This window comes from Micromonospora sp. MP36 (assembly GCF_008119785.1).
In the GTDB taxonomy this organism is placed as follows: Bacteria; Actinomycetota; Actinomycetes; order Mycobacteriales; family Micromonosporaceae; genus Micromonospora.
Genome location: NZ_VSFA01000012.1, coordinates 1 through 13,419 on the forward strand (window position 1 = coordinate 1; position 13,419 = coordinate 13,419).

Annotated in this window: 13 protein-coding genes; 9 read left to right on the top strand and 4 right to left on the bottom strand. The window is 68.0% G+C overall.

Features of this window, described 5'->3' with window-relative positions:
• The 3 genes from FXF52_RS12625 to FXF52_RS12635 all read left to right on the top strand — a co-directional run.
• Positions 1–369, top strand: a 369-nt coding sequence (locus FXF52_RS12625) for a DUF4352 domain-containing protein (RefSeq protein ID WP_148796714.1), incomplete at its 5' end; no start/stop codon positions are given.
• A gap of 131 nt (positions 370–500) precedes the next feature.
• Entirely contained in the window at positions 501–1,004 is a 504-nt protein-coding gene (locus tag FXF52_RS12630) for an RNA polymerase sigma factor (protein ID WP_148796716.1), read from the top strand.
• Positions 997–2,400: a sialidase family protein gene (locus FXF52_RS12635; RefSeq protein ID WP_148796718.1), complete on the top strand. Its 1,404-nt coding sequence runs from the start codon at positions 997–999 to the stop codon at positions 2,398–2,400. The genes FXF52_RS12630 and FXF52_RS12635 overlap by 8 nt, the downstream gene beginning before the upstream one ends.
• A gap of 124 nt (positions 2,401–2,524) precedes the next feature.
• Here the strand turns inward: FXF52_RS12635 and FXF52_RS12640 are convergent, their stop codons facing one another.
• Together FXF52_RS12640 and FXF52_RS12645 are read right to left on the bottom strand one after the other, a co-directional pair.
• The gene (locus FXF52_RS12640) at positions 2,525–3,586 is read right to left on the bottom strand and encodes a PH domain-containing protein (RefSeq protein WP_148796720.1); all 1,062 of its coding nucleotides are present in this window, start codon (positions 3,584–3,586) and stop codon (positions 2,525–2,527) included.
• An 82-nt stretch (positions 3,587–3,668) separates the two neighbouring features.
• Positions 3,669–4,802 (bottom strand): DUF4236 domain-containing protein, encoded by a 1,134-nt coding sequence (locus tag FXF52_RS12645; protein WP_148796722.1) that lies wholly within the window; start codon positions 4,800–4,802, stop codon positions 3,669–3,671.
• Positions 4,803–4,977: 175 nt separating this feature from the next.
• Here FXF52_RS12645 and FXF52_RS12650 point away from each other — a divergent pair, with 175 nt between their 5' ends.
• The 3 genes from FXF52_RS12650 to FXF52_RS42460 all read left to right on the top strand — a co-directional run bounded on the left by FXF52_RS12650 (position 4,978) and on the right by FXF52_RS42460 (position 7,700).
• On the top strand, positions 4,978–5,685 hold the full coding sequence (locus tag FXF52_RS12650) for a hypothetical protein (RefSeq protein WP_255471869.1): 708 nt from the start codon (positions 4,978–4,980) through the stop codon (positions 5,683–5,685).
• 80 nt (positions 5,686–5,765) lie between these two features.
• The gene (locus FXF52_RS12655; RefSeq protein ID WP_148796724.1) at positions 5,766–6,929 is read left to right on the top strand and encodes a phosphotransferase family protein; all 1,164 of its coding nucleotides are present in this window, start codon (positions 5,766–5,768) and stop codon (positions 6,927–6,929) included.
• 135 nt (positions 6,930–7,064) lie between these two features.
• Positions 7,065–7,700: a TMEM175 family protein gene (locus tag FXF52_RS42460; protein WP_222870500.1), complete on the top strand. Its 636-nt coding sequence runs from the start codon at positions 7,065–7,067 to the stop codon at positions 7,698–7,700.
• Positions 7,701–7,760: 60 nt separating this feature from the next.
• Here FXF52_RS42460 and FXF52_RS12665 read toward each other — a convergent pair whose 3' ends face one another.
• On the bottom strand, positions 7,761–8,303 hold the full coding sequence (locus FXF52_RS12665; RefSeq protein ID WP_148796726.1) for a DUF4396 domain-containing protein: 543 nt from the start codon (positions 8,301–8,303) through the stop codon (positions 7,761–7,763).
• A gap of 409 nt (positions 8,304–8,712) precedes the next feature.
• On the opposite strand from FXF52_RS12665, the gene FXF52_RS12670 reads away from it, so the two are divergent.
• The 3 genes from FXF52_RS12670 to FXF52_RS12680 all read left to right on the top strand — a co-directional run bounded on the left by FXF52_RS12670 (position 8,713) and on the right by FXF52_RS12680 (position 11,784).
• Entirely contained in the window at positions 8,713–9,870 is a 1,158-nt protein-coding gene (locus tag FXF52_RS12670; protein ID WP_148796727.1) for a hypothetical protein, read from the top strand.
• Positions 9,871–10,312: 442 nt separating this feature from the next.
• Positions 10,313–10,918: a hypothetical protein gene (locus tag FXF52_RS12675; RefSeq protein WP_148796729.1), complete on the top strand. Its 606-nt coding sequence runs from the start codon at positions 10,313–10,315 to the stop codon at positions 10,916–10,918.
• A 98-nt stretch (positions 10,919–11,016) separates the two neighbouring features.
• Positions 11,017–11,784, top strand: coding sequence for a DUF5131 family protein (locus FXF52_RS12680; RefSeq protein WP_148796731.1), 768 nt, complete (start codon positions 11,017–11,019; stop codon positions 11,782–11,784).
• Here FXF52_RS12680 and tcmP read toward each other — a convergent pair.
• The gene (gene tcmP / locus FXF52_RS12685) at positions 11,771–12,964 is read right to left on the bottom strand and encodes a three-Cys-motif partner protein TcmP (protein WP_187413473.1); all 1,194 of its coding nucleotides are present in this window, start codon (positions 12,962–12,964) and stop codon (positions 11,771–11,773) included. The genes FXF52_RS12680 and tcmP overlap by 14 nt on opposite strands.
• Positions 12,965–13,419 lie beyond the last annotated feature (455 nt).

Sequence of the window (13,419 nt, forward strand, 5' to 3'; positions counted from 1 at the left end):
CTGATCATCGAAGACGACGACGGCACCGTCGAGATCACGGTCAGCAACTTCCGGACCAAGACCAAGGCCTGCGAGGCGTACCTGCCGGGGCCGAAGAACGGCATGTACCTGATCGCCGACGTGACCGCCGAGGTCACCAAGGGCACCGGCACGATCAACCCGTTCTACTTCAAGTGGATCGGCACGGACGGTAGCGAGGAGAGCGGGGTCGCGGGCGCCTTCTCCGGCTGCGGCAAGCTGCTCGGCTCGGGCAACGACCTGGCGACCGGCAGCAAGCGCACCGGTCAGCTGGTCTTCGACGTCAAGGACAAGAACGGCACCCTGGAGTACGAGCACCGGCTGAAGACGGCCGGCTCCTGGAAGCCCTGAGCCGCGACGCCCCGCACGGGGGCCGGTCCCGCCCGGGACCGGCCCCCGTCGGTTTTCCGCCGGAACGGGTGTCACCTGGCGCGTCTCCCAGGAGTCCCTTCCATGACATCCGCCGCTGGCAGGGAGTGCCATTGAACGGAGAACTCGACCTGCGCGACCTCTACGCCGCCACCGCCGGCCGGCTGGTCGCCCAGGTGTACGCGATGACCGGCGACTTCGCCGAAGCGCAGGACGTGGTGCAGGAGGCCTTCGCCAAGGTGCTGGCCCGCCCGAGCCTGCTGCGCCACGTGGACAGCCCGGAAGCTTGGCTCTGCCGGGTGGCCGTGAACGCCGCCCGGTCCCGACACCGCCGGCGGGCCCTCTTCGACCGGATCGCCCGCTCCGGCCGGCTCCGGCCCGCGGAGACCGTACCGCCGGTCTCCCCCGACCGGGTCGCGCTGGTCGCCGCGTTGCAACGGTTGCCACGGGCCACCCGGGAGGCCGTCGTGCTGCACCACCTCGCCGACCTGCCCGTCGCCGAGGTGGCTGCCACCCTCGGCTGCAGCGTGGAGACCGTCAAGACCCGCCTCGTGCGGGGCCGTCGCGCACTCGCCGAACACCTTCGCGACCAGGACAGGGAGAAGAGCTGTGTCTGACCCCCACCTGCGGGACGTCGACGTGACCGACCTCGACCTCCCCGGCCTCTCCCACGAGGTCAACCAGGCGTTCCGGCCCCACTTCGCCGACGTCGAGGCGCGGGCCCGCCGGATCCGACGTACCCGGGTGCTCGGCGCGGCCGCGGTCGCGGTCGGCGTGCTGCTGGCCGGCGGCACGGCGACCGTGGCCGCCCGTCACGACGCCGCGCCCACCCCCGCCACCAGGCCCAGCCCGAGCATCGGCCCGTGGACGGCGGACTGGCACGGCTCGTCCCGGACGCCGGCCCCGCAGCCCAGCTACGTCCAGGTCACCCCCGGCCACTACGACGTGGCCGAGCCGGACAAACCGCTGACCGGCATGTTCACCCGGATGATGGTCGGCGACCTGGATCACCTCTACCTGGAGTACCAGGACTGCCAGGGCGGCCGGTGCACCCGGATGCTCGCCGCGAGCGCGGACCGCGGCCGCACCTGGCGCAAGCTCCGGATGCCTGAGGGACTGATCGTCAACCCGAAGTACGGGACCATCGTGGCCGCGCACGGCACGACGCTGGTGGCGCGGGACAACATGCAAGCCCGGATGCGCCAGCTGCCCGAGGAGCAGCGGAAGACGTTGTTCCTGGAGCCGGACACCTACTGGGTCAGCATCGACGCTGGCGCCACCTGGCGGCGCCCCACGATCCGGACCGCCGACGCCCTTCCCGTTGGCTGGCCGCACCTGAACGCGGGAATGCAACCCCTCCACAAGCCGATGATGGTCGCCTTCGACCCGGCCACCGGTGACATCGCCCTGGCCGCACTGCCACGCGTGGCGCACGAGCCGCCACTGGAGCTGCCGCACGACCTCGGTCTGTGGATCGTCACCGACGAGGCCGAGCCGATCCCCAGCCCCCTGCCGTCGGGCGGATTCACGCGGAAGAGTTGGCCGATCGTGATGGTCAGCCGGGACGGTGGGCGTACCTGGGACAAGCGCCGGCTGCCGGAGGAGATCTCCGCCCCGCCACCCGCCGGCTGGGGCTTCCGCAGCGACTGGCTGCACACGGCCGACGGCCGGACCGTCTACGCGCTGGAGAAACGCGACAAGCGGGTACGGGTGCACGTGAGCACCGACGGCGCGGCCACCTGGCGTACCGGAGCCGAGGTCGACCTGGGCGGACCGCTGCTGACGGTGCTGCCTACCAGGGAGGGTTCGCTGATCCTGGCCAGCGACACGGCGACCTGGCGGAGCACCGACCAGGCAGCCAGCTTCACAAGGGTCGGCCCGTCGCTCGGCAGCGGGGCCTACGCCCTCCCGGGCGGCGGCTACGCGATCACGACCAACAACAACGAGTACAGCGTCTGGCTCTCGCCGGACGGGTCGAAGTGGTCGTACGTCGGGCGGCCCGAGGTGCCCTGACCGTCAACCACCGCCGGGCCGGGTCCCATCCGGAGGCTGGCGACGACGGCGCCCGTCCGGTCACGTGCCGGGCGGGCACCGTCCCATCCCGGGGAGCGGCCCTCGTCGCCCTGCTCACCGTGGCTCAGCCGGCCGGAATCAGGGCATCACAGTTCGCGGACCGGTACGCGCCCTCGTCGCTCTTCGCGCACACCTCGACCCCGTCCACCAGGATCCGGACGGTCCGGGGGCCGGACCAGTGCTCGTCGCGGCTGGCGCTCACCAGGACGAAGTCCACGGGTTGGCGCGGCAACGCGACCCGCCACGGGAGCCGCTGGGCCGGCAGCACCACCGAGGACGGCTGCGCGGGATCGCGGTAGATGATGTATGCCCTGCCCTGGCCGATCACCTCGTAGACCACGGCAGCGACGCGTACGGGCCGGCTCGGCGTGACCGACGGCGCCGACGGGCCGACGACCGGCGAGGCGACTCCGGCCGGCGTGGGCGCATCGCCCGCCACACCGACGTCCGAACCAGCGGAGGTCGCCGCGGGCGGACGGTCCCGGTACGGCCCGTCGGCCGCCACCAGGCCGCCGACGAGGAGGGCGAGCACCGCCCAGGTCACCGGTCGACGGCGGGGACGGGGCCGTTCGGGCTCGGCCACTGCTTGCTCGGCCAGGAACCGCGCGAGCCGCCGGCGGCCGTCCCGGTGCCACAGGTACTCGTCGGCGTCCACCCTGCCGTCGCCCCCGTGCCGGCGCAGCACGGCGATCACCTCTTCCGGCGGCAGCGTGAAGTCGTCGAGGCTGAGCAGCTGGTAGGTGCGGCGGCCGGCCCGCTCCGCACCCCACCGTCGCCGGAGCTTGAAGCCGGGGGCGAGGCGGATCTCCAGGACCGGGCTGGACCAGCTGTCGCCGGCCTTCCGCACGGTCACGGCCTCGACCGCCGCCCAGGGCAGCCTGGTCGTCGCACCGAGGCAGCGCACCGTCAGGCCGGAGCTGTCCACGTCGACGTGGAAGGTCCAGCTGAGCGCGACCAACCCGCAGACTGCCCAGATGAGCAAGCCGATGCCGCCGAGGTAGTAGAACGGCGGCCAGCCCCGGTCGGTGACCTCGGCGAGCCAGCCCGCGAAGACACAGAGGCCACCCCAGCAGAGCATGCCGAGGTGGAAGCGTAGGACCTTCGGGGTGTTCCGATGCAGCCTCAACCGTCCCGTCGCCCCTTCGTGCCGATGGCGCCGGGTCGCACCGTACCCACCACATGCCAGCGATCGGGGTGGTGCCTCCGGCCTAGCCGGTGCCGGTGAGTTCGGCCAGGTCAACTGCGGCGACGAGCTGGGCGAGCGCGGGTTCCCCGGCGAGGTCCAGCGGGAGCAGTTCGCCGGTCCGGGGTCGCGGGTTGAGCAGCAGCTCGCGGCTGGTGTCGTGGACGATCGCGGCGGCGTCGGCCGCCTGCCACTGCACCCCGCGCAGCGCGGTCCGGTCGAACGTCGCCGCGAGCAGGCAGGAGACCCGCGGCCGGCCGTACGCGTCCACGCCGTCGGTGCGCAGCACGGCCACCCGGACGGCGGCGACGCCGGGGGCGACGGCCAGCGCCTCCCGTACGGTGACCAGGACCTGGCCGCAGACGAACAGCTTGTGGTAGGCGGCGCGGTCGCGCTGGGGCAGCTTGCGCAGCGACAGGTTGCCGGCCTGCGTGGTGGTGGGCATCCGCTCGGGGACCACCTGGTCGACGCCGGGCACGAGCACCGCCAGGGAGACCTCGTCGCCGCTGACCCCGACCGCCGCACTGGGCGCCTCGTTGTCCTCGAACGCTTCCTCCAGGGTCTCCAGCACCACCTCGGGAACGTTGGCGCAGAGCTGCTGCCAGCGCTGGTCGAGGTACTGCTGCCAGGCGGCCTGCTGCTCGAGCCGGGTGGCCCACTGCCGGTGCACCTCGGCCTCGGTCCACTGCGCCGCCTGCTGCCTGGCCTGCGCCCGCCGGGCACGCTCGAAGAGCCCGATCCCGGCCAGGGTGTGGCTCTCGTAGTGCTTGCGGATGCTGTCCCGGTCGGGCGGCGCGGGCTCCGGCGCGATCGGCCGGGAGGCGGGCGGGAAGTCCACCCGGTGCAGCTCGAGGATGCGCTGGAAGGCCTGGGCGAGGCGATGCGCCTCCGCCGCCCGTTGCGCCTGCGCCGCCTGGCGCTGCTGCGCGGCGAGCTGCCGCTGGTAGCTCGCCGCCGAGGCGGTCCGGCCGCCACCGGACCGGCCGCGCCGGCCGCCGCCGAGCGAGGTGTAGAAGCCGACCGGCCCGACGCCGGTGGAGAAGCCGGTACGGCCGCCGCCGACGTGGATCCGGGCGGCGCGCGGACCGAGGCTGGTGCGGATCCCCCGCGACGAGGCCCGGATGCGCACCCCTGGCGCCAGCTTGATGGAGAACCCCACCGGCCGACCGTAGACCGGCTCGACCTGGCTCCTGGTCATCCCGCTGCCCGACCGGTACTCCGACACTCGGTCAGCCCGCCCAGCAATCCGGACATCACCCCGCGTCGAAGCGTCGACACAGATGGTGGCCGATTGGCCTCTGGCAATTGTTGAGCCCGCAAGCACACTGGTACGGGTGACGTACCAACCCCCGCAGGACCCCTGGCAGCCGGTGCCGCCTCCCCCGCCACCGCCTCCCTCGTCGTGGCAAACGCCGACCGCCCAGTTCGGACCGGTCCCGCCGTACCCGACGGCGCAGGTCCCGGCTGCCGGCCAGACCGAGGCGCACGGATGGGTAACCGTTCCGGTCGGGGTCGACGGCGGCAACGGTCCGAAGCGACGCATCACTCGCGGGCAGAAGATCGCCGGGGGGTTCCTCGGACTGCTCCTGCTCTGCTGCTGCGGCGGCGGCATCGCCGCCATCGGCAACCCGGGTGACGACAAGCCGGCCACCAAGGAGTCGGCAGCGGCGGCGCGGGCGCTGGCCGAACCGTCCGTCGCCCAGGACAGCCCCGCGCCGTCGAGCGAACCACCGACCGTGGCGCCCACGAGCGAGTCGCCGAGTCCCGCGGCCACGACCAGCCGGCCCAGCCCGGCGCCGAAGCCGACGCGGAGCAGCCCGAAGCCGACGCCGAAGCGCACCACCAGCGCCCCGCGCACCACCAAGCCGACGACGAGCAAGTGCGACCCCAACTACAGCGGCTGCGTGCCCATCGCCAGCGATGTGGACTGCGCGGGCGGCAGCGGCAACGGTCCGGCGTACGTTCAAGGACCCGTGCGGGTCATCGGCACGGACATCTACGACCTGGACCGCGACGGGGACGGCATCGCCTGCGACAAGTGACGGCAGACGCGGTGGCCGCCCCCATCCGGGGACGGCCACCCGTCGTGTCATCCGGCCGGCATGGCGGGCGGGAGGAAGAGGTGTCCGTGCCACGCGCCCCGCACGGCACGCGTCGCGACCGTCGCCAGGCGGCGAGCAGCAGCCCGTACAGCAGCACGGCAAGCGTGGTGAGCATGGCCGAGCCGGACCGGGCGGCCAGGCCGGTGACGCACCAGGGCCCGCGAATAGCGCCGGACACCGGTAGCGTGCGCATCGTGCGTGGGGAGACGGGCGGACGGCAGGTATCCGGTTCGTCCGGCGAGCCGGCGCTTGAACAGCTGAAGGACCTCTTCGCGAGGCGGGGCTACCGGCGTTTCGACCTGCTCGGCGAGGGGATGGAAGGTGTCGTCTTCGCCCTCGGCGACGGGCACGTCGGCAAGCTGTGGTTCCGCCGGCAGCCGGCCGAGCTGCGAGTCATCAAGGACTTCTACGAGCACCTCGGGTCGCAGGATCTCCCCTTCGCCGTACCCCGGATGGTCGACGTGGACGAGGTGCGCGGCCGTGGGGTGACGATCGAGCACGAGCTGCCCGGCCGGAACCTGCGGGACGCGGTGGCGGCGGGTGACATCTCGGTCGAGACGGCGGGCACGTGCATGCTCACGGTGGTCACGGCGCTCGCGCGGACGACGGGCAGCGAGTCGGCCCGCCGGCTGACCGTGCTCGACGAGCCCGCACCGATGTGGCAGGGCAGCGACACCTGGGCCGGCGCGCTACGTGCCCTGGTGGACCGACGGGTCGCTGCCTTCGGTCCGGTCCTGGCAAACGCGGTGGACAGGTTCGACGAGAAGGTCGCCCGCGTCCGCCACCTGGTCGACGGCCTCCGCCCGTGCCGGACCGTCACCATGCACGGAGACCTGGTGCCGGCGAACGTCCTGGTCACCCCGGCCGGCGAGCCGGCGACCCTGCTCGACTGGGGTTTCCTGTCCACCGAGGCGGATCCGGCCTTCGAGGCGAGCATCGCCGCGGGCGTCTTCGACATGTACGGGCCGGCCGCCCGCAGCCTGGACGACGAATGGGTCGAGACCCTGTGCCGGCTGTTCGGCCACACCCGCCACCAACTGCTCGTCTACCGCGCGGTCTACGCGCTGCTGACCAGCAACTCCTACGACGCGGAAGGGAAGGACGGGCACTTCGCCTGGTGTGCCGTGGCGCTCAACCGGCCGGACATCACCGAGGCGCTCTGGTCCGACTGCGGGGCGGCGTAGCACCGACGCCCTGGACCACCAGCGGTGACGGTTCACTGACACGCCGCTCGGATCCGCGTGCGGCATCGTCTGGTGCCTGACGCTTGGACGGTGACAGGACCTGTTCGGGGATCGGGAAGGGCAACACCGTTCGGCATGGAGCCCGACCCTTCGCGGGTCGTCGCGTTCAGCGATGCCGTCATCGCCATCGCCGTCACTCTGCTCGTCCTGGAGATCCGCCCGCCGCAGGACGCCCGGCACCTGTTCCACGACCTGGTCGCGCTCTGGCCGTCCTACCTGGCCTACACCGTCACCTTCATGTTGATCGGGCAGGTGTGGGCCAACCACCACGTCATGTTCGACCAGATCCGCACCGCCGACCGGACGGTGTTGTTCTTGAACACGGTGCTGCTGATGGACATCGCGTTCCTGCCGTTCGCCGCCTCCGTTCTGGCCGAGGCGCTTCGTGAGGGACAGGGGCAGCGGGTTGCCGTCGTCCTCCACGGCATCACGTTCGAACTGGCAGCCATTCTGTTCAACGCCATCTGGGCGTACGCCCGCCGTCACCCCCAGCTGCTGGTGACCACCCTCGACGCCGCCGGTGCGAGAGCCATCGGCCGGCGCTTCCGGCTCGCCCTCACCTGGATCGCCACCGGAACCCTGCTGGGCGCCCTGCTTCCCGCTCTTGGCGTGGCGGTGATCGCCGCGTTCATCCCCTTCTACTGGCTGCCGATCCGGGGCGAGATCGCCAGGGCGAGGCAGCGCCCTGGCAAGGGTGGCGGTCCCGCGTGAACGCGGGTGTCGAGAAGGCGGCCGGGCACCCAGGGTGTCCGGCCGCCTTCGGCATGTCGGTCAGTGGGCGTGGTGGTACTGGTGCACGACGGCGTGGCCCTTGCCCCGCGAGATCAACCACCGGTTGATCGGGGTGGTCAGCAGGAACGCGACCAGCAGCGACGCCGCCAGTGCGGTCCAGAACAGCCGGCTGGTCAGGCCGGCATCCATCGCGCCGGGCACGGCCAGCATGAACGCGTTGTCCAGCAGCTCCATGACGGCGATCGAGATCGTGTCGGCGGCCAGGGCAACCTTCAGCGCAGTACGGACGTCGACCCCGGCGCGCAGCACCCCGCGCATGGTCAGCCCGTAGCCGAACACGAACGCCAACGCGATCGACAGCACCACGGTGGCGCCGTTGTGCAGGCCAATGCCGGTGCCGATGACCATGCCGAGCACCTCACCGATCGCGCAGCCGGTGAGGCAGTGCAGCGTCGCCGCCGCAGCCATCGCCCACGTCGCCGTCGGCTTCTCGGCCTGACCGTGGTGGGCATGAGCGTCGCCCGCCGGCCCCACGACGTGCACGGCTGCCGAGTCGTGTTGCTGGTGATTGTGAAGATCCATGTCCGCACCTCCCTGCGTCGACCTCACCATACCCCTAGGGGGTATGGGTGTCTAGGCGTGCGCCGGCACTCATCGGGCCCGACTGCTGCCGTCAGGCAAGGCGCCGGAGGCGCACCTTGGGGCGTTCGTTCCACAGGTGCTGCGAATCAAGGGGATGACCGAACCCTGCCAGGCGTGGGCGTCTTCGTCGCCGAGTAGATCACCACACGCGTCACGGGAGCGCGTCACCTGTACCTGAGCTGCCTACCTACAGGTCGCCCGCGATCCCGCGAGCAGATCAGCTCCGGCCAACTCAAGGGCGACACAACAGAGCCTCGACACGGCCACCATACTCAACGAAAATGCTTTCATGGGACGCCGGTCGTGGTACCTGTGGGCGATAATTGCGGCGATTGGAACCGTAAGCCTGGTGGGCGCCTCTCTCGTCTGGGGCGGCCAAGCCATAGAGTTCGCGAGCTGGATAGCCGGCATCGGCAGCCTGGCGCTGGCGGCTGCCGCCTTGCTGGCCGGACGACCGGCCGAAAGCGCGGCGGCACCAACCTTGATTGTGTCCGGCATCGAGGATCAAACCGTCAACCCGGATGACGACGCCGTGAGCCTGCGCTACAAAGTTCGACACGACGACGCACGGCTGTTGATTGAGCCGCAGATTCCCTATATCAGCCGCGTACGTGACGGCGGCGAACTGACCCCCCTGGACTATTGGCACAGCCCTTGGGAAGGGTCGTTCCACTGGCCGATTCTTGACATCAAGATCGTCAACAACTCCAACAGGACGGTCCTGTGCCACCAGGCAGTGTTCCACGTCAGGGAGTCGCGACCAGATCTCCGCCCGATACCGGTGCTGCGCGGGGTGACCTATGGAACGTTTTTCACGCTCCTCAATCTGGGCTGGGGCCCCATGACCAACTGCTCTCTGCACTTCCAGCTGAGGCCACCGTCGGACCCCACGGACGGGAAAGGCTTCGAGACGTACTTCGAGGTTCCGGCGGGGGGACACGCTACCGTGCCATTAGAGGAGCAATTCCTTGCGGTGGGCGTCGATGTGCCGCTACTAACGGAGCTGAACCGGCGGGGAGGCGGGTACGGACGTTACGATGCCGAGTACGAGACGTTGCGACGTCGGGCTCTCGGGCCGTTTCCCCGCGGCTGGGTGGAGCTCATCGGGACTCTGCAGTACGATCAGATCGAGATTGATGGATCAAGCGTTCGCCGGGCCAATCCAATTCGATCCCTCATCTCCCTAAACGATCCGCTGGCCGGGGCGCCACTTCCGCCCTCGCACGAGTATCTCGTGCAACTCCGCAGCGATGGCCAGAATTATTCCGAGACTGTCCAGGTTTCCCATTCTTTGGCACCAGGCGAGAGTGACCGCTTCCTTATCAACATCGCGGCGGATCGGTCATCGATACATGAACTCAGTCTGCAATTGCGGTACAACGACGACGGCATGGTCGCCTCCGGTCCGATCAATCTGGCACTCTTCCGCTCGACCGCTGACCAGATGCCCGCCCGGCCGGTCGATCGAGAGCTGTCCGATGGGAAGTGGGACCCGATGCCCAGCTAGGCTCGATCGTCTCCTTACGGGAGGCAGCAGCCACCCGAACAAGCTTCGCTGCTCCCACGCCGCTGCGGGCGATGGCACCATTGGAGCACCTGGCTCGCATGCTTGAACAAAAGGCCGTCTCCGACTGACGGAAACGGCCTTTGAACTGGGGTGGAGCTGAGGGGATTTGAACCCCTTACACCCACAGTAGCGAGAGAACATCATCAATCGGACCGACCGGCGGTGCGACCAGGACAAAGGCTGCCGACACTTGCCAACACCTGTCGCCTGTGGTCGCTCTCCGTTGTAGTGGATTTGTACCCGATGACATCGCAGGGATCGTCCAGAGCCCCGACCCGGGCTCGGCACCACGGCCGCAAGAGCCAGATTGATGCGACGCAAGCTCAGCCGTCAGCGGCTCCGCCATCTGGTCCTGCCCTTCGATGTCCGAGATAGTGCTCAGATGGGCATTGAAGATCCTGTCGAACCGTCTCACGACCTCGCTGGGCCCCACGCCTCGCCCCAGGATCGGAGCTACCTTCTCGGCCAGGTGGTCTCTGAGGCGAGCGAGCTGGAGTACCACCTCCGCGGCCTTTGCTCAGCCCTGGTAGCGAGCAAGTATGGCGCCGTTATTTCAGCAGGCCAGGCCGCATCCTGGCTGATCGATACAAGTCTGGCCCTCGCTCGTGCACACGACGACATCGAAGACTACGCCTATGAAGAGTTGAGAGAGCTGATGGCCCGGTGCAGGGACGCTCTCCGCATGCGGAACCTTCTAGTGCACGGAACCTGGCTATATGGACCGGAAGGCTACCTCGTGTCCACTAGCCGTCTAAGGAACTTCGAGGAGGGCCTACATCCGATCAGCCTGGATGATATTGAAGACCTGGCGACCGAGCTGCGCTGGTGCCAGCACCACATTCATGAATGGATCCATGAGTGGCTGCCCGGCCATGAGGGCAACGAGGTTCAACTGCGATGGGAGACATACCTTCGCTCCTTGACTCCCGAGGAACGTGAAGAGCTCCTGGCTAGGAGAAAGGCAGATGAACTCGATCGCGCTGATTGACGCCAGCAAAGCCGAGAACTCAGAAATTCCGCCTGAAATCCTTCAAATTTGCGGGCGAATAGGCAATAATTAGGAGTCGGACACTTGAGGGAGGATTCGTGGCGGATCATAGCGCTATCGAGTGGACAGAGGCGACTTGGAACCCCACAACCGGGTGCGACCGCATAAGCAAGGGATGTGACAACTGCTATGCTCTTACCTTAGCAAAAAGACTTAAGGCCATGGGCTCGCCAAAGTATCAGGCTGACGGCGATCCTCGGACTTCCGGCCCCGGGTTTGGCGTCACGCTCCATCCCCACGAACTCACCCTTCCGCTTCGGTGGAAAGAGCCGCGCGTGGTATTCGTCAACTCCATGAGCGACCTTTTCCACGCACGTGTCCCGCTGTCCTTTGTTCGCGACGTATTTTCGGTCATAGCCAGTACACCGAGACACACCTATCAAGTTCTGACGAAGCGGGCAAGCCGGCTCGCCAAGCTGGCTCCCAGATTGGACTGGCCAGATAACCTCTGGATGGGGGTGAGCGTGGAGGATCGCACGTGTCTCGAACGCGTTGATCACCTTCGTGAGGTTCCGGCTGCTGTCAGGTTCTTGTCCGCTGAGCCGCTGCTCGGGCCGCTTGGCCGGTTTGACTTGGCAGGGATCCACTGGGTGATCGCTGGTGGCGAGTCAGGCCAAGGCTACCGACCGGTGCACAGGGACTGGATTCGCGAGCTTCGGGATCACTGCAACGAGAGCGGTGCAGCGTTCTTTTTTAAGCAATGGGGCGGGCGCACGCCAAAGGCCGGCGGACGCACCCTTGATGGGCGGACCTGGGATGAGATGCCCCGCGTGCGAGAGCTTCCGCCGCGCCTCATCTCTGTCTAGGCACAACCAACTCACGATAGTAGTGCGATCCGATACCCGAATTCTCGACGACGCCTGCCGCGTGAAGGTTCTTTATTGCTCGTTTGACGTGTTTCCCCCACGCCACGCCGAGGACGGTCCCATAGACCTCAACGACACGATCAGCCAGTCGGAAGGGCCCATCCTCAAGAAGGGTCCGTATATTGAGCTCGATGCAGCTCACCCACCCTGGCGCTCCAGCTCGCTCGTGATCCTCGGGCTGGAAGCGCCAGTCCGGTTTAGAGAATAGATCGAGGACTCCCTGGTTTCCGTCTCGCTGCAAGCGCCGCCCTTCATCTTCGGCTATCCATGCAGCATGCCAATCCAGGCTAGCCGAACCGAGAGTGTCCGCGAAGGCCCAAAGTCCTTCCGGGCTGCGGGTGAAGAGGGCAAGCACGTATTTCGGAAGCAGTTCCGGCCTTGGGCGTATGGGTATAGTAACCGCCCGAAAGCCAGTCTGCTCTCGTACGATTTGTGCGAAACGATCAGAAATCCGGATGGCGATAAGAGTCGCCCGCTCCTCGGTAACGTCTCCTGATTCGGACTTGAAGTATTCCCGCCACCACAGCCCGCCCAAGAACCGATCAACTCTAGTAACTTGCTTCTCTTCGGTCCCGGTGAGTGGTCTATCGCGGGCCTTCCGGAGGATCCCGCCCATCCGCGCCACTCCACTCGCGGTGAAATGCAGCAAAACTTCCGTGACTCCCGGCCTGCGCTGAAGAAGCTGCTGACGCAGGCTTGGGTACGCCAGAGCCGTGCCGAAGGGATCCAAAAACGCGAACAGCGGGGAACCGCCGCATTGCTGGAGGACGCTACCTAAATGGTCATCGAGGTCGCCGGGTATGACTGCATACTGCATTGCGGTCCCACTCTCGGCCAACACCTTCGCAAGCGCTGCGGCGTTCTCCTCGTCTCGCTCTACAAAAAAGCCACGAATTTGGCGACTACCCGCAAGGCCGTCGGCACTCCTAGCCAGTAGCAGCGGAGAGCCTGGCTCACCATCCTTGTATCGGCCGCGTCCGGCGTAGCCATCAAGGAAAATCACCTGGTTATCTCGTGAGGTACTGCCCAACTTTGCCGCAAACACCTTTGGGTAACGCGAGAGGATAGCGTGCTTGAAGGCGGCGGGTGCCTTGCGTTTTTGGAAGAAGTCTGCGCTCACCCAGGGCTCCGAGGGGAAGAGATGACGTGTCCGTGGCGCGTAGGTCGCAGCGTAGTTGATCCGTAGCTCTTTGTAAAAGCGCCAACCTCTCTCCTGTCGCAACATCTCCTTCCCCGCTCCCTCCCGGCTTCGGCGCTCCCTCGCATCCTTCGGCCATCCCGTCGGCCTTCGTCCGCACACTGTGGAGTGGGTGGGGCCTGCCCGGTCAAGGTGGAGCACCCAGCGGCTGAACGACCTTGACCGGGCAGGCCCCACCCACTCGGCTCTGCCCGGACGGAGGTTGTCGGGATGGCGCCACCATCCCGGAGTGCCTGAGGACCCCGCCGGAGGCAGAGCTCTTGTGCCCGATGAACATCAAAGCCCCGGATCTGCCATTGCTCATGGCGGCCCGGGGCTTCTTCGTATGTCGCGCCGCCGGCGGGCTGTCACCGTCGCGCTGGCGGCCGAAGGCCAGA